Origin of the sequence: Corallococcus exercitus (assembly GCF_042231735.1) — a bacterium.
GTDB lineage: Bacteria > Myxococcota > Myxococcia > Myxococcales > Myxococcaceae > Corallococcus > Corallococcus exercitus_B.
In genome coordinates this window covers 10,019,336-10,035,339 of record NZ_CP102577.1, presented here as the reverse complement: position 1 = coordinate 10,035,339, position 16,004 = coordinate 10,019,336, and the positions used below count along the sequence as shown (strand labels likewise).

Below are 16,004 nucleotides of genomic sequence, written 5' to 3'. Positions count from 1 at the left end.
AGCCCGCCCCCACTCCGTGTCTGTCTTCCAGGCACGGAGTGGAAACGGGTTACGGTGCGCGCATGTCGCGCGAAGAGAACAATCGCTATCTCCGGAATGTCACCAAGGACCAGCTCCGCAAGCTGCCGCTCCTGAGTCGTCTGGGCTCCCATCCGTTCCTGAAGCTCCTGCTCCTCTGGGCCGTCCTGCTGGCGCTCTATGGCGGCTTCTACGTCTTCTTCTCCAACCCCACGCACGCGGGCCGGAGCCAGCCCGCCCCATCGCCCATGCTCCATCCGGAGCTGGCCCCGAAGTTGATCGCCATCTTCACCCTCGTCTCCACGGTCCTGGGCGCGAGTCTGCTCTGGCGGCAGCTCCAGGCTCGCAAAGCGCGCAGGAAGGAAGCCGAGGCGCTCCTGCAGCCGGGCCCGGAGGCCTACCTCCGGCTCACGGACGAGTTCCTTCCCCCGACCAGCCCCTTCCCGGATGTGGACCTGCTGCGAGCGCAGAGACAGGCCCTGGGGAGGATCCTCTACGGGCAGGACGCGCTGGCCCGCCACGAGTTGAACCAGGTGACCTAGCGGGGCAAGGCGCCCCTGCTCCAGGCCATGGAGCGGGGCACGGACGCACTCCTCCACCTGCTTTGCACGGATGACCCCGAGCGGGGACTGACGCTCGCGCGGGAAGCCCTCGCCATGGCCGACCTCAACCCCGCGATCCCCGGAGCCAAGGCGGGCCGCGTCTTCTACGACGTCATCCTCCACTCCGCGGAAGTCCTCATGGGCACGGTGACGCCGGAGGGCATGCGGACCCTGGAGCACCACCACGAGGTGTCGTCCCTCATCGTGATCCGCCTGGTGAGCGCCTGGGCCCTCCGGGCCGCCTTCGTCCAGGTGAAGGACCTGGACCGCGCGGAGCGGATGCGCCAGTTCCTCCAGACGCACGCGCCCCACTGCGCCCCGCTCCACCGGCTGCCCGCGCGGGCAATGACAGACGCCTAGAGCTTCAGCCGCTTGAACACCGGCTCCGGGATGCTCCGGATGATGAGCATGATGAGCGCCCAGAAGCCGGGCACGTAGACCTCGTTCTTGCGTCCATCCGCGGCCTTCAGCAGGCCGCGCGCCACCTGCTCCGGCGAGGCGAAGAGCTTGTTCTTCGGCACGTGGGCCGTCATCGGCGTGTCCACGAAGCCGGGCTTCACCGTCACCACCGCCACGCCGGACTTCGCCAGCCGGTTGCGCAGGCCCTGGAGGAACACGGTCAGCGCGCCCTTGGACGCGCCGTACACGTAGTTGCTCTGCCGGCCGCGGTCTCCCGCCACCGACGAAATCACCACCAGCGTGCCGGCCTTCTGCGCCTCGAAGCGGTTGGCCAGCTCCGTCAGCAGCGACGCGGCGGAGAGGAAGTTCGTGCGCAGCACCAGCTCCGTCGCCGCCCACGAGCGCTGGCTCTCCGCTTGGTCTCCCAGCACGCCATGCGCCAGCACGGCCCCGTCCAGCCCGCCCAGGGCCTGCCACGCCCGCTCCACGAGGCTCGCGTGCGCTTCGCAGTCGTTCAAGTCCAGCGCCCGGAACTCCACCTTCGGCGCGCCGCGCGTGGCCGCGTCCTTGGCCACCGCCTCCAGGTTCGCGGCGTTGCGGCCCACCAGGTACAGCGCGGCCCCGCGCGCGGCGAGCAGCCGCACCGTCGCCTGGGCAATGGCGCTCGTGGCGCCGAGGACAATGACTTTCTTCATGGGATGGAGACCTGGCGTCCCTCCAGCGAAGGCAGGGGCAGCGGCGCCGGATTCACCCGGCGCCAGAAGGAGGACGAGAAGGCAGGGTCGATGTACGCGGAGAACCGCTCGCGCTGGGGGAAGTACGCCGCGAAGCTCTCCGGGCTCATGCGCGCGTCCTTGGCGGGGTACACCGCGCCGCCCGCTTCACGCGTCACGCGGTCCAGCTCCTCCACCAGCCGCCACGTCTTCTCGCCCCGGTTGGCGAAGTCCAGGGCCAGCGTGTAGCCCGGGCGCGGGAAGGACATCCACCCGGGCGACGGCAGGTCGCCGAACGTCTTGAGCACGGACAGGAAGCTGGGTAGCCCCCCCCGGGCGCTGCGCTCCAGCAGCTCCTTCAGCGCGTCGCGCGCGGTGGCGTGGGGCACCACGCACTGGAACTGGAGGAAGCCCCGGCGGCCGTAGATGCGGTTCCAGCCGTACACGCTGTCCAGCGGGTAGAAGAACGGATCGTAGTGCACGAGCCGGGGGGACGGCTTGGTCCGCTCGCGGTGGTAGTACAGGAAGTTGAAGGCGGACACCGACAGCCGGTTGAGGCAGAAGCCCGGCAGGTCCATGGGCACCGCGAGCCCGCTGCCATGCGACAGGTGGCTCTTCGCCAGGGGCAGCCGGTCGAACTGCGTGGGCGCGAAGTTGCCCCGGTAGAACAGGCCGCGTCCCAGCTTGCGGCCGCGCGCCAGGCAGTCCACCCAGGACATGGTGAAGTCGTGGTCCGCCTCGGACTCCGCGGACACGCGCATGAAGCCGTCCAGGTTCTCGAAGGGGACGGTCTCCTGCACCACGAAGGGGTTGCGGATGGGCGTCAGCTGCACCTCCGCCCAGGTGACGAGCCCCGTGAGCCCCAGGCCGCCAATCGTCGCGCCGAACCAGTCGGCGTTCTCCTCGGGCGAGCACATCCGGCGGCTGCCATCCGAGCGCACCAGCTCAAACCGGCGCACGTGCCGGCCGAACGTCCCGGCCCGGTGGTGGTTCTTGCCGTGCACGTCATTGGCGATGGCGCCGCCCACCGTGACGAACTTCGTGCCCGGCGTCACCGGCAGGAACCAGCCGCGCGGGACGGCCAGCCGCAGCAGCGTGTCCAGGGACACACCGGCCTCGCACCGCACCACGCCCGTCGTGGGGTCGAAGTCGATGAGCCGGTCCAGGCCCGCCGTGAGCAGCACCGTGCCCCCGCCGTTGAGGCAGGAGTCGCCGTAGCTGCGGCCCAGGCCGTGCGGCAGCACCGGCCCGTCCACCCGGGGCAGCGTGTCCGAGCGCCACACGAGCGCGCGCGTCTGTTGTTCCACGCGGGGGAAGCGGCCCCAGGAATCCGACGTGCTCATCGCCATGCTCCCGTCACGTCGCCACCCACAGCACCAGCGCCGCGACCGCGCCCACGATGTAGCTGACCCGGTCGCGCAGCGCGAAGATGAGCGGGTCCTCGTTCACGAGCCCCCGGTGCGCCAGCACCCAGATGCGGCCCACCCAGTACAGCATCACCGGGCACAGCAGCCACAGCCGCTCCGGATGGGCATACAGCGCCGTCACCTCCTTGCTGGTGATGTAGAGGGCCAGCACCAGCACGGACACCTGCCCCGCCGCCGCGCCCAGGCTCGCGAGCTGATCATGGTCCTGCGCCAGGTAGCCGCGCCCGTGGGCGGACGTCTCGTTGGACTGGCGCAGCCGCCGCACCTCGCTCAGCCGCTTGAGCAGGGCCAGCGACAGGAAGAGGAACATGCTGAACATGAGCAGCCAGCTGGACGTGGGCACGCCCACCGCCAGCGCGCCGCCGAAGATGCGCACGGTGTAGAGGCCCGCCAGCACCAGCACGTCCAGCATCACCACCTGCTTGAGCCGCAGCGAGTACGCCAGCGTCAGCGCGAAGTACGCGGCCAGCAGCGCGGCGAACGACAGGGGCAGCGTCGCCAGCGCCAGCGCCGCGGCGCCCCCCAGCAGCAGCGGCGCCAGCACCACGCCCACGCGCACCGGCAGGGCCCCGGACGCGAAGGGCCGCTGGGACTTGGACGGGTGCCGCCGGTCCGACGCCAGGTCCAGCAGGTCGTTGATGACGTACACGCTGGAGGCGCAGAGGCTGAAGGCGATGAACGCCAGCACCGCGCGCGGGGCCATGTCGCCCTGGGTGGCCTTGTGCGCCGCCAGCAAGGGCACGAAGACGAGCGCGTTCTTCGCCCACTGGTGCACCCGCAGCGCCTTCACCCAGGGGCGCACCCCGCCGGGCGGAAGCGCGAAGACGCGGTGCACGGGACGGCCCAGCCCCTGGGCCTGGCGCAGCACTCCCGCCGTCGCGTGCACCACGACGAGCTGCCGGCACTCGCGCCACAGCGGCAGGTCCACCGCGTCGTTGCCCGCGTAGTCGAAGGTGCCCAGCACCTCGCGCAGCCGCGCCAGCTTCCGCGCGCCGGACAGGTTCACGCCGGCCTCGCTGGCGACCACCGTGTGGAAGAGGCCCAGGTGGGAGGCCACCGCGTCGGCGATGCTGCGGTCCGCGGCCGTGGCCAGCACGAGCCGCCGCCCCCGCGCGTGCTCCTCGCGCAGGAAGGCCAGCACCTCCGCGTTGTAGGGCAGCGACGCGACGTCCAGCCGCGCGCGGCGGGCCACCTCCGCCTTGAAGAAGGCCTTGCCCTTCAGCACCCACAGCGGCATCAGCAGCAGCAGCCACGGCGCGAGCTTCAGGAGCACGAGCAGGTTCTCATGCAGCGTGTTCGTGCGCACCAGCGTGCCGTCCAGGTCGACCGCGAGCGGGACGTCGGGGACTGCGTCGGGGATGGGGGCTGGAGGCTGCATGAAGGGGGCCCGCAGGGTAGCCCAAGGGCCCGGGCCGTCCACCGTTCCGTGCCCTCCGAAGGCGGAAGCCCCCTCCAGGCGACGGTCCTCCTGGCCGCCGTCCGGACGGGAGGGCGTCCCGCCTGTGCCTCAGAGTGACTTCAGGAAGGCGAGCAGCGCGGCCCGGTCCTCCCGGGGCAGCCGCACGTAGCGGCCCTGCGCCGAGGCGGCCTCGCCCCCGTGCCAGAGGACGGCCTCCTCCAGGGAGCGGGCCCGGCCGTCGTGCAGGAAGCGCGTGTGCCGGTTGACGGACTCCACCAGCCCGATGCCCCACAGGGGTGGCGTGCGCCACTCGCTGCCCGTGGCGAGCCCATCCGGACGCCCGTCCGCCAGGCCCTCGCCCAGGTCGTGCAGCAGCAGGTCCGTGTAGGGGTAGATGACCTGCCGGGAGACCTCCTCGAAGCCCTCCACCGCCCCCGTCTCCTGGGGCGTGTCCACATGGCAGGCCGCGCAGCCGAGGGCGCGGAACACCGCGTGGCCCCGCTGGACCTCGGGCGCCTCCCAGTCGCGCCGCTTCGGCACGGCGAGCAGGCGCATGTAGATCATCAGCAGGTCCAGGTCGTCCTGGGACACCTCCGGCTCGCCCGGCGCGTCCCGGCCCTGCTCCTGGCGGTAGAGCGTCGTCGTGACGCCCATGTCCGCGACGAGCGCGTGCGCCACCTGCTGGCGCAGCGTGGGCTGGTTGGCCTTCCACCCGAAGCGGCCCAGGCGCGTCTCGCCCGTCTCCACGTCGAGCACCCGGTTGGCCCGGCCGGAGATGCCGTCCTGGTCGCGGTCCTCGGGGTCCGCGCGGGCCAGGAGGCCGGCCTCGGGCAGGGCCTCCAGCAGGCCCAGGCCGAAGTTCACGGGCGACACGCGGGCGGAGAACGTGGCGCCGTCGCCCAGGGGGCCGTGCACCAGCCCCTGGAACTGGTAGCGCGGGCGCACCAGGGAGTACGGCTCGCCGGTGGCGAACGTGCCGCGCGTCTCCTCGAAGGCGACGCGGACGTGGCCCTCGGGGACCTGGCCCTCCACGGCGTGCGCGTCCAGCTGCATGCCGTACAGCGGGTGGGGACCGGAGCCGCGGGGCGCGCTCAGCTGGAACGCCAGCGAGACGGGCGCCTCCGTGGGGCTCGAGGGAGGTTGTCCCCGGCCGTCCTTCACGTGGCAGGTCATGCAGCCGGTGGCGCTGAAGAAGGGGCCGGCCACGGCGGGGCGCTGGCGCGAATCACTCCAGTCGCGGTCGAAGACGCCCTTGCCCGCGTGGAAGTCCGGCCAGCGCGAGCGCGGCATGTTCATGGGCGCGCGGCCAAAGGCGTTGCGGCCGGTGTCCGCCACGGTGGTGGCGCCGCCGGACTGCTCGACGTCCGGCAGGGCGACAGGGGGCAGCGCGCCCAGCACCAGGGGTTCGGGGCGGCGGACGACGGTGGCCCACGCGGCGCCGATGAGCAGCGCTCCGGCGGAGATGCCAGCGAGGGACCAGGGCACGCGCATCGTCACGACTCCTCGACGGGCAGACAACGCATCACGGACACCTCATCTTCAGGTGCATGTGGGACTTCGATTGTGTGGGGCGCACTGCCTGGTTCGCTCACATCGGGTGGAGACGCGGAGAGGCCGGCAGGGGGAAGGCACCGGATGCGCGCTCCAGGTCGTGCGTCATGCACCGGTCACGCCATGGTCCAAGGTCTCGAGGCCTTCCTCGGAGGGCCCCATCCCAGGTGACACGCTTGTCGCAGGGCCTGTAGCGCCACGGGTTACAGGGGCGCCGGAGCGTGTATCTCCCGGTGTCACACCGACGCGCCCCGTTGCTTGCGCCAGGCCCCGCGCGGGGCTAGGGAATCGCCCCTCGTATGTCGGCGCTCGCGGAACTGCTCGAAGCCATCCGGGAGGAGTCAGGCCCGGCCACGTGGTCCGCCGGACAGGCCCTGTCTCGCGCGGGGGTCGTGTCGGTGCAGTCCGTGGACGAGGAGGAGGTCGTCCTCCGCGTCCGCATCCCCGGCCGCCCCACCCCGCTCACCACCACCCTCTACCCCGAGGACGAAATCTGGGAGTGCGACTGCCGGGGGAAGGTGGACCCGTGCGAGCACGTCATCGCCGCGGCCATCGTCCTGCGGCAGGCGGAAGGCCGGAAGGCCACGGCGGCGGCGTCCCCTGCCCGCCCGGGCCCCGCCTCCACGGCCTCGCGCCCCGGCACCGCGCCGAAGCCGGAGCGGCTGGTGTACCGCTTCAAGCGCGTGGACGGCGGCCTCCAGCTGGAGCGGCTGGTGGTCCGGCCGGACAACACCGCGCGGCTGCTGGCCCGGAGCCTGGCGTCCGTGCTCCAGAACCCGGTGGAGGCCGCGCGCATCCACGTGGATCCATGCGACCTGCTCGCGGACAAGCTGCTCGCGCAGCCCACGCGGGGCGCGCTGCCGCAGAGCAAGCTGGACGCCCTGCTGCACGTGCTGGAGAAGGCGCGCACCGTCCTCTTCGACGGCGCGCTCGTCTCCGTCTCCAACGAGCCGCTCCTCCCCCGCGTCACCGTGGAGGACCGGGGCGAGCAGACCGTGCTCAAGGTGGAGAAGGATCCGCGCATCAACGAGCTGGTGAGCCCCGGCGTCGCGCTGGCCGCCGGCGCGCTCTGCCGGCTGGGCGAGCAGCCCCTCACGGGCGCGCGGCTGGAGAACCTGCCCCAGGAGCGCGTCTTCTCCCCGGAGCAGCTGGCGGACCTGACGAGCAAGGTGCTGCCGGACTTCGCGCGGCGCATGCCGGTGGACGTGAAGAGCCGGCGGCTGCCGCCCATCGACCGGACGCTCAAGCCGCGCATCTCGCTGGAGCTCGACAAGCTGGACACGGGCCTCTCCGTGCTGCCCACGCTGGTGTACGGCTCGCCGCCCACCGCGCGCATCGACAACGGGCGCCTGGTGTACCTCCAGGGCGCCGCGCCCGTGCGCGACGAGCCCACCGAGACGAAGCTCATCCACCAGCTGAGGGACGAACTGAACATGGCGCCGGGCCGCCGCGTGACGGTCCACGGCAAGGAGGCCGTGCAGCTCGCGGACAAGCTGCGCAAGTGGCGCGGAGGCCTCACGGGGAACGCCGCGGGCGTGGTCAGCCCCGACGTGAAGCTCAAGCCGCTGCTCACGCTGGACACGGCCACCACCGACGCGGGCGTGCGGCGCGTGGGCTTCTCGCTCGACTTCCAGGTGGAGGGCCTGGGCCCTGGAGAGAAGCGCACCGTGGACGCGGGCGCGGTGATGCGGGCGTGGGAGGAAGGCCTGGGGCTCGTTCCCCTGGAGGGCGGAGGCTGGGCGCCCCTGCCCACGGGCTGGCTGAAGGCCCACGGCCAGCGCGTGACGGACCTGCTGGCCGCGCGCGAGCGGGACGGCCGGCTGGCGAACCACGCCATCCCGCAGCTCACCGGCCTGTGCGAGGCGCTGGAGCACCCCGCCCCGCCCGTCATGGAGCGGCTCGCGCCCCTGGTGCAGGGCTTCGAGAAGCTGCCCGAGCCCCAGCTGCCCAAGGACCTCACCGCGACGCTGCGCCCTTACCAGTTGCAGGGCGTGAGCTGGCTCACCTTCCTGCGGCAGGCGGGGCTGGGCGGCGTGCTCGCGGACGACATGGGCCTGGGCAAGACGCTGCAGACCATCTGCACGCTGGGCCGGGGAACGCTGGTCGTGGCGCCCACGAGCGTGCTGCCCAACTGGGAGGCGGAGGTGAAGCGCTTCCGCCCGTCGCTGAAGGTGTCCGTCTATCACGGCGTGGGGCGCACGCTGGACGAGTCCGCGGACGTGACGCTCACCACGTACGCGCTCCTGCGCCTGGACGCGGCCATCCTCGCGGCGAGGACGTGGGACACGGTGGTGCTGGATGAAGCACAGGCCATCAAGAACCCGGACAGCCAGGTGGCGCGGGCGGCGTACGAGCTGGACGCGGGCTTCCGCATCGCGCTCAGCGGCACGCCCATCGAGAACCGGCTCGAGGAGCTGTGGAGCCTGATGCACTTCACCAACCGGGGCCTGCTGGGCGGACGCAAGGCGTTCGAGGAGCGCTGGGCCCGGCCGGTGTCGGAGAACCAGAAGGGCGCCGCGGAGGCGCTGCGCGCGCGCATCCGGCCCTTCGTGCTGCGCAGGCTCAAGCGCGACGTGGCGCCCGAGTTGCCGCCGCGCACGGAGGCCGTGCGGCACGTCACCCTCACCGAGCAGGAGCGCGCCGTCTACGACGCGGTCCATGCCGCGACCCGCGAGGAGGTGGTGTCCCAGCTCGAGGAGGGAGGCAGCGTGATGAAGGCGCTGGAGGCGCTGCTCCGGCTGAGGCAGGCGGCCTGTCATCCGGCGCTGGTGCCGGGGCAGCAGGCGAGGACGTCCTCGAAGGTGCAGGCGCTGGTGGAGGCGCTCGGCACGGCGGTGGCGGACGGGCACAAGGCGCTGGTGTTCTCGCAATGGACGTCGATGTTGGACCTCATCGAGCCCGCGCTGGGCGAGGCGGACATCGGGTTCATCCGCCTGGACGGCAGCACGGCCAACCGGGGCGCGGTGGCGACGTCCTTCCAGGACGAGAAGGGAGCGCCCGTCATGCTCATCTCGCTGAAGGCGGGAGCGACGGGGCTCAACCTCACCGCGGCGGACCACGTCTTCCTGGTGGATCCGTGGTGGAACCCGTCGGTGGAGGCGCAGGCGGCGGACCGTGCGCACCGCATCGGGCAGCAGCGGCCGGTGATGGTCTACCGGATGGTGTCCCAGGGCACGGTGGAGGAGAAGATCCTCCTCCTCCAGGAGAAGAAGCGGGCCCTCTTCGAGGCCGCGCTCGGAGGCGCCACGGGAGGCACCGCGCTCACGCGCGCGGACCTCATGCAGCTCTTGGATTGACGGGCTCCGCGGCCGGCGGCTCCGAAGCAGGAACGGGCGCTGGCTCCAGCAGCGCCTGCAGCACCCGCGCGTCCCCGAGATAGCGATTGTGCGTCTCGCCAGACATCCTGGCGCCCAGGGAGGCCTTCTGCTGGATGGGGCGGTGGATGAGCCGCGTGTCATCCGCGCGGAAGGGCGTCTTCGTGCAGAACCAGTCCTCGTCCGAATAGAAGTCCAACCACTGGATGAGCTGATCATTGTCGGCGCAGCGCTGGATCTCCTTCTCCAGCCAGTCCGCACGGCGCGCGAGCAACTCCAGGGGCCCGCCCAGCGTGATGAGCCGGATGGGGGTCCCCGACCTGGAGCGGAAGTCCGCGAGCACGTCCACGGCCATCGCGGCGCCGAAGCTGTGGGCCACCACCGTCACCCGCGAATACGTCCCGCTCTCGACGACGGCCCGGAGCGTGGCGCTGACGCGGCTGCGAAGGTCCGTGCGCAGGCCGACGACACCATTTCCCATGAGCGCATCGGTCAGGTAGCGATGGGCGAGGTTCGCGACATCCACGGCCCGGTGGACGGGGAGCGCGCCCATGACGAGGGACAGGAGCACCCACCCCTTCCAGCCGCCCAGGCTCGAGGCCACGGGCGCGACGACGCGGGCCAGCCCCTTGAGCATCGAGTTCGCGGCGCTCACGGAGCTGTCCGGCAGCGCCATCGCCGGGAAGGTCGGGTCCTGCTGCAGGGCGGAGAAGAACAGGAGCAGCGTGGACAGGTACCAGTACAGCAGGAAGACAAGGCCGGTGATGATGCTGGACGTCAGGACCTTGCGCTTGAGGAAGCCCTTCCAGACGCCGGAGCAGCCCCAGTAGACCAGCAGCTCCAGTCCGCCCAGCACGCGGGCCCGGAGTCCCATCCGGGTGAGTGATGGAATCAAGTCCGCCCAGAACGCTTCATAGACATCCACGGAGCGCGTCGCGCGGTCCTCGTGACGCGTGACCTGGAACTGGAGGCCACTGGCGCCCTGGATGGTGATGGGCCCCTGCTGCGTGACGACGACGCCTTCGGGGACCTTGAGCAACCCTTCGGTCAGGAGACTCCGGCCGGAATCCCGCTGCTTGGAGTCCGAGCCATGGATGAGGACGATGGCTTCCTTACCTGAGTGCATGTTTCCCCCCGTGGAGCCTGGAGGCCGTCAGGATGCCCGATTCGCGAGGGAGGGAATAGGCGCCCAGGGGGCACTGCGACCGCTGGTCGTGAGACGCGGAGTGCGCATCGTCTCGGAGGACAGGCATTCCCCGTGAAGGAGTCACAGCATGCCAGCAACCATTCCAGACAAGATGAAGGCCGTAGCGCTCGACCGCTTCGGCGGTCCAGAGGTCCTGGGCATCAAGACCGTCTCCGTTCCCAGCTGCGGCGACGACGAAGTCCTCGTCCGCGTCGCGGCGGCGGGCATTGGTGCCTGGGATTGGATGGAGCGAGAAGGCCAGATGGCCGAGATGCTCCCAGGAGGCCCGAAGTTCCCGTACGTGCCGGGAACGGACGGCGCGGGAGAGATTGTCGCCGTGGGCAAGAACGTGAAGGACCTGAAGGTGGGCGACCAGGTCTACGGTTCCGCGTTCATGAGCGCCAAGGGAGGGTTCTACGCGGAGTACGTCGCCGTGAAGGGGGACCAGGCGTCGCGGATTCCCAAGGGGCTGAAGGTGGAGCAGGCGGCGGTGCTCGCGGCGGACGGGCTCACCGGGCTTCTGGGCCTGGAGGAGCACCTTCAGCTCAAGTCAGGGCAGAAGCTGCTCATCTTCGGCGCCAACGGTGGCATTGGCCACATGGCGGTGCAGTTCGCGAAGCGGATGGGAGCGAAGGTGCTGGCGGTGGCGTCGGAAGAGGACGGGGTGGAGTTGGCCCGGAGGCTGGGCGCGGACGCGGTGGTGGAGGGGCGGAACGGGGACCTCGACAAGGCCTGCCGTGATTTCGCGCCGGAAGGCTTCGACGCGGCGCTGGTGCTGGCCAGTGGCGACGCGGCGGAGAAAGCACTCCGGCACGTACGAAAGGAAGGACGTATCGCCTGGCCGAATGGAGTGGAGCCCGCGCCCAAGGTCCCCGAGGGCATCCAGGCCAAGGCCTACGACGGCATTCCCCGCCCTGACGCCATGAAACGGATGAACGCGCTGATTGAAGCCGGCCCCTTCCACCTGGAGATCGGCCGCAGCTACGCGCTGGAGGAAGCCGCGAAGGCGCAGCAGGAGGTCCTCAAGCACCACCTGGGCAAGTACACGATCCGGATCCATTGACTGACGCTCAATGCGGTCCCGAGTCCTCCGTGGCGGTGCTGAGCAATCGCATCGCCACGGAGCGGCATTCAGCGCAGACGACCCCGGTGCGCTCCCAGTGCACCTGGGCCTCCAGCTCACCGGGGTCCGCGGAGCCTTCATCCAGCCGCCGGACCAGCTCCGCGAGTTCCTCCGCGGAACTGCCCTCCAGGTCATCCGAAGGGTCGAGGATGTCCTGCTCCCCTTCCAGCACCAGGCTGAAGCGGTAGTAGACGGCGTGGGCCGCGATGACGCGCCCGCACGTCGCACAGGTCTTCGCTCGCGGTCCGGTCATGACGACAAGGATAGCGGCGAAATGTCCTGGTCGCCTGAGCGAAAGACAAACATCTGGCCAGGATTTCGATTGCACGAGCCGGGGATCGAACCCTGGGCAGGGTGATGGAAAAACCTAGGCAGGACGCGCTGTTACCCGCCATCCCCCTGATTTTCTTCGAGTTCGTTATCCCGCCTCGTGCCGCGCTGTTCCCTGGTGTGTCCTCTCAATCCACGCTGGAGGGGCACACTGGGGGCACATGGCGCAGCGCAAGACCGACCAGAAGCAATGCGCCCCACTACGGGAACGTCACGTTGCCGAGCGTGATGGTGCGCGGCCCGTCTTCCTCCCACAGTTTGAGCGAGAAGGCTCCCTGGGCTGCTTCTGTCGTGGCATCGGCCTCCACCACAACGAGCCCGAACTCTCCTATCGCGATGGGGCGCTGCTGCCACAGACGAAGCACGTTCAGCTCTGCCCCGGCCTTGCCTCGAAGCGTCGCCCCCTTCGCGACCCATGGCGGAGCACCCGCCTTCACCTTCAGCTTGATTTCGACAGCAACTCCCGTCGCTGACCGGTAGCTCTTGACGGAAGCTGCCTCAAGCGCATTCGCATTCCCAACCGCCTGGACGATGTCCTTGGTCACGACTCTTCCGGTCACCCCGTTCTCGTCCAAAACACCGGAGGACACGAGACCTGCCAGCCCGCCCGGGACACTCTGTTCAGCCAATAATCGTGCGACGTCGCCCTGGCACTGCACCAACTGCGCACGAACCTCCCTGGCTTCTTGCTGGTACGTCTCAAGCGTCCGCATGTCGCGATAGACCTCGACGAGAGGTTCCGCCTTGGCGGGATGGACCCGAAGAAGGAATGAGGCGCTTGCTGGCGCTGCCCCATCCCGGAACCGCACGACCAGACGCAGCCTCTCGCCAACAGTCAAACGTGCCGAAGGCACTAATCGCAGAGTGGCCTGTCCCTCATCCACGAGGGAGAAACGGTCCCGCCCCTCCAGTTCGACTTCGTCGCGCTTCAAGCCGGAATCGAAGAGGAATGTCGTCGAAAGCCCAGCGCTGATCGCAATCTCGGGTACGGAGAGAGCGTCGTCAGGAGTCAACTCAACTCGGCGCACGCCCGGCAACGAAGCGGCGGCTTCCGATTGAGCGACCGATACTCCACTGGCGAGTAGGACCCCCAAGAGTACGACGAAGGAAGAAGAAGGCACTCTGCGATGGCTCCCAGGCAATTCGGCTACTCGAACTCGCGTACCGCCTTTACTTGACCTGTAGTGAAGATCCGAGCGCTGGAGGGCGAGTCGTCTCCAGGCTCGCGGGCCATGCCTCGGTCCCCCTCCTCCGCGAGGAGCTCCAAGCACACGGGGAAGCTGTCGCCCTTCGGCGGCGTCGCCCAAGTTAGGCGCCCATACACACGCTCCCCCACGATGAGCCGACCAGACAGCACTGTGTTGCTTGGTATATCCCCCCAAGGGCCAGCCAGGACCAATTGCGTCGGGCCTTCCCTCACCGAGATGACCCTCGGCAGGCCGTCGGCGAAGACCACGGTCTGTTTTCTCCCGATGCCGATCCCCAGCTTCGCCATCGCCTTTGCAGCTCCAACTGGGCACGGCTCAGGAGGAGGCGCTGGGCGCACCTGCTGCCCAGGACAGCCGAGTGCCGTGCAGACAACCGCTGTGCCGACAGCACGGGCCATGACCCTCATGCCCTTCTTCATGGGCTTCGAGGGGAGCAGAAGAGGCTGCGTCTCTTTGGGCTGCGTCGTCACGGTGGCGGAATCCTCCTGGAGCGTCGCGGAAAGAGCGACGGCCGCAGCGGTGGCCTCCGGCCCGGTGGGAGCTGCGGCCCGGTCAGCTTGAGGCGTCTTTCTAGAGGGCGCTACTTCCTGACGGGTGGGGACTGGTCGCGCGACGCGTGACGTCCCGAGTCCCCACGCGGCCCCCGCCAGAACGAGCACCACCGCGAGAGCCGCCCAGGCGCGGAATGCCCCGCGCTTCGCAGGCGCCACACGCACGGTCGTCGCGGGAGGCGGCACGTTGTTCGCTACGGCAGCCGCGTCCATTGCTGGCGCCAGCTTCGGGGGTACGCGTTTGCCTCGACGAGGGCGGTGCCGGGGTTCGTGCCGCCACTGCTCGAAGCTGTCAATGTCCTCCCCCTCCGTCGTCGCGGAGTCCACGTCGTAGGCGTCGCAGAGCGGCACGTCCCACGTCGCGTCCGCGCCGCGTAGCGCCTGCTCCAGCGCTTCGCAAAGCGCCAGGGCGCTGGGCGTGCGTGCCTCGGCCGTCTTCTCCAGGAGCTGCATGCACACGTCGCTCAGCGCCCGAGGCACACGCTCGTTCTCCTCGTGCGGCGGCGTGGGCGCGCTGGAGAGAATCGCCTCCGTCAAGCTGGCCCCGTCCCCCCCATCGAAGGGAAAGCGCCCTGTCAGCAGCCGGTAGGAGACGAGTCCCAGCGCCCACAAGTCGTCCGCCGGCCCCGCTGTGTAACGGGCGTCCCTTGCCTCAAGGTGAGCACGCAGGAAACGCCACGCCTCCGGAGAGCGGTAGTCCACCGTCCCGGGCGGGAGGATGTCCGCCGTCAGCTCTCGCGCGCCCGCGTAGTCGCCGATGCCGAAGTCCACCAGCTTGGCCAGGCCGTCCGAGGCGCGCACCATGACATTGGCCTCCTTCACGTCCCGGTGCACCACCCCTTCCGCGTGGGCGGCGGCGAGTGCCCGCGCCACGCCCAGCAGCACGCGCGCCGCCTGCCGTGCCGTGGGGTTCTCCGCGTCGGCCCACGCGTCCAACTGGCGCCCTTCCACGTACTCCATGGCGATGACGGCGAACTGCGGCTGGGCCACCGGCCAGTAGCCATGGCCCAGAATCCGAACCACGTTGGGGTGGTGCAGGCGGGTGAGGATGGAGACTTCGCGCTCCGCCCGCTCGCCCACGCGAGGCAGGTGCAGCAGCTTCAGGGCGCAGCGCTGGCTCTCGCAGCGCGCGAGGTACACCGTGCCGAAGCCGCCCTGCCCCAACTGGCGCTCCACCGCGTAGCCCAGCACCTGGGCCCCAGGAGACAGCGCAGCCGGAGGCGGCCCCCGCATCATGGCGTCCTTCCTTCGGGCTCCCAGGCCTCTCGCATGCGGCGTCCTCCCAACGGGGCGCGGACCCTACCAGAAGCGTGAGAAGCCCGGGAATCCCGCCCTCTGGCCACCCCCTCCAGAAAGGACTCATGGAGTCCACCAACATCCACCCAACCTCTAGCATTCACTCTTGGCAGGCCTTCGGTTACGCTTCCGCCATGGCGCGCCATTCCTCGCAGCCGGCACACTCCCAGCCACTCGCCAGCATCATTGGTGACGCCGCGCGGGCCGCGCGCACCCGCCTGGGCCTCACGCAGGCTGAGATGGCCAAGCGCGTGGGCCTTGCGCACAGCGTCTACAGCCGCATGGAGCGAGGCCGCATGCTTCCCAGCGTCTCCACGCTTCAACGCATGTGCGGAGCGCTGGGCGTCACCCCAGACGAGCTGATGGGCCACACGCCACCTTCCGACGACTTCCCTGCGCGGCACCGACTCCTCCTGCGTGTGCGCAACCTGGAGGAGTCCCAGGTGCAGGCGCTACTCCTGCTCCTTCCCGACTCTCGGTAAGCAGCCCGGTGGCGCGCGCCCTCGGCTACGCTGCGCCCGCCATGAATGAGGAACTCGGCATCACCATCGGCACGGAGGCCCGCGCCGCCCGCCAGCAGTTGGGCCTGACGCAGGCCGAAGTCGCGGAGCGCATTGGACTGGTGCACCCCGTCTACAACCGCTTGGAGCGCGGGAAGATGCTGCCCAGCGTCCCCTCTCTCTATCGCCTCTGCCGGGAGCTGCGCGTCTCCCCTGAGAAGCTGATGGGCCTCACCGCAACAGGCGACGTGCGGAAGGACACGAGGGAGAAGCCCAAGAAGGAAGAGGACGCCCCGGAGCTGCGACGCCTCCTCCACCTCGCGCGCAAGCTGGACGCGGAGGACCTCGCAGCCCTCCTCCACGTTGCCTCCGCCCTGGCGCGCTGAA

General features: G+C 70.1%; 14 protein-coding genes. 6 read left to right on the top strand and 8 right to left on the bottom strand.

Features of this window, described 5'->3' with window-relative positions:
• Window positions 1–62 precede the first annotated feature (62 nt).
• The gene (locus NR792_RS40410) at window positions 63–560 is read left to right on the top strand and encodes a hypothetical protein (protein ID WP_375758001.1); all 498 of its coding nucleotides are present in this window, start codon (window positions 63–65) and stop codon (window positions 558–560) included.
• A 114-nt stretch (window positions 561–674) separates the two neighbouring features.
• Window positions 675–980: a hypothetical protein gene (locus NR792_RS40405; RefSeq protein ID WP_375758000.1), complete on the top strand. Its 306-nt coding sequence runs from the start codon at window positions 675–677 to the stop codon at window positions 978–980.
• Here the strand turns inward: NR792_RS40405 and NR792_RS40400 are convergent.
• From NR792_RS40400 to NR792_RS40385, 4 genes are all read right to left on the bottom strand, one after another.
• On the bottom strand, window positions 977–1,714 hold the full coding sequence (locus NR792_RS40400) for an SDR family oxidoreductase (protein WP_375757999.1): 738 nt from the start codon (window positions 1,712–1,714) through the stop codon (window positions 977–979). The two genes, NR792_RS40405 and NR792_RS40400, sit on opposite strands and share 4 nt — an antisense overlap.
• Window positions 1,711–3,075, bottom strand: coding sequence for an FAD-dependent oxidoreductase (locus NR792_RS40395; RefSeq protein WP_375757998.1), 1,365 nt, complete (start codon window positions 3,073–3,075; stop codon window positions 1,711–1,713). The genes NR792_RS40400 and NR792_RS40395 overlap by 4 nt, the downstream gene beginning before the upstream one ends.
• Window positions 3,076–3,088: 13 nt before the next feature.
• Window positions 3,089–4,537, bottom strand: coding sequence for a UbiA family prenyltransferase (locus tag NR792_RS40390; protein WP_375757997.1), 1,449 nt, complete (start codon window positions 4,535–4,537; stop codon window positions 3,089–3,091).
• A 129-nt stretch (window positions 4,538–4,666) separates the two neighbouring features.
• Window positions 4,667–6,049 (bottom strand): di-heme oxidoredictase family protein, encoded by a 1,383-nt coding sequence (locus tag NR792_RS40385; protein WP_375757996.1) that lies wholly within the window; start codon window positions 6,047–6,049, stop codon window positions 4,667–4,669.
• A gap of 359 nt (window positions 6,050–6,408) precedes the next feature.
• Between NR792_RS40385 and NR792_RS40380 the strand changes: the two genes are divergently transcribed.
• Window positions 6,409–9,405 carry a DEAD/DEAH box helicase gene (locus tag NR792_RS40380; protein WP_375757995.1) on the top strand — a complete coding sequence of 999 codons (2,997 nt, stop codon included), beginning with the start codon at window positions 6,409–6,411 and terminating at the stop codon, window positions 9,403–9,405.
• On the opposite strand, the gene NR792_RS40375 is transcribed toward NR792_RS40380, so the two are convergent.
• Window positions 9,386–10,549 (bottom strand): hypothetical protein, encoded by a 1,164-nt coding sequence (locus tag NR792_RS40375; protein ID WP_375757994.1) that lies wholly within the window; start codon window positions 10,547–10,549, stop codon window positions 9,386–9,388. The two genes, NR792_RS40380 and NR792_RS40375, sit on opposite strands and share 20 nt — an antisense overlap.
• Window positions 10,550–10,697: 148 nt before the next feature.
• Between NR792_RS40375 and NR792_RS40370 the strand changes: the two genes are divergently transcribed.
• The gene (locus NR792_RS40370) at window positions 10,698–11,672 is read left to right on the top strand and encodes an NADP-dependent oxidoreductase (RefSeq protein WP_375757993.1); all 975 of its coding nucleotides are present in this window, start codon (window positions 10,698–10,700) and stop codon (window positions 11,670–11,672) included.
• Between the two features lie 7 nt (window positions 11,673–11,679).
• Here the strand turns inward: NR792_RS40370 and NR792_RS40365 are convergent, their stop codons facing one another.
• From NR792_RS40365 to NR792_RS40355, 3 genes are all read right to left on the bottom strand, one after another.
• Entirely contained in the window at window positions 11,680–11,985 is a 306-nt protein-coding gene (locus tag NR792_RS40365; RefSeq protein WP_375757992.1) for a hypothetical protein, read from the bottom strand.
• A gap of 277 nt (window positions 11,986–12,262) precedes the next feature.
• A complete protein-coding gene (locus tag NR792_RS40360; RefSeq protein ID WP_375757991.1) occupies window positions 12,263–13,183 on the bottom strand; it encodes a DUF2381 family protein in 921 nt (306 codons plus the stop codon).
• Between the two features lie 26 nt (window positions 13,184–13,209).
• Window positions 13,210–15,012, bottom strand: a complete 1,803-nt coding sequence (locus tag NR792_RS40355; protein ID WP_375757990.1) for a serine/threonine-protein kinase — start codon at window positions 15,010–15,012, stop codon at window positions 13,210–13,212.
• A gap of 239 nt (window positions 15,013–15,251) precedes the next feature.
• Between NR792_RS40355 and NR792_RS40350 the strand changes: the two genes are divergently transcribed.
• Both NR792_RS40350 and NR792_RS40345 read left to right on the top strand, forming a co-directional pair.
• On the top strand, window positions 15,252–15,599 hold the full coding sequence (locus NR792_RS40350) for a helix-turn-helix domain-containing protein (protein WP_375757989.1): 348 nt from the start codon (window positions 15,252–15,254) through the stop codon (window positions 15,597–15,599).
• A gap of 41 nt (window positions 15,600–15,640) precedes the next feature.
• Window positions 15,641–16,003, top strand: coding sequence for a helix-turn-helix domain-containing protein (locus NR792_RS40345; RefSeq protein WP_375757988.1), 363 nt, complete (start codon window positions 15,641–15,643; stop codon window positions 16,001–16,003).
• Window position 16,004: the final 1 nt, after the last annotated feature.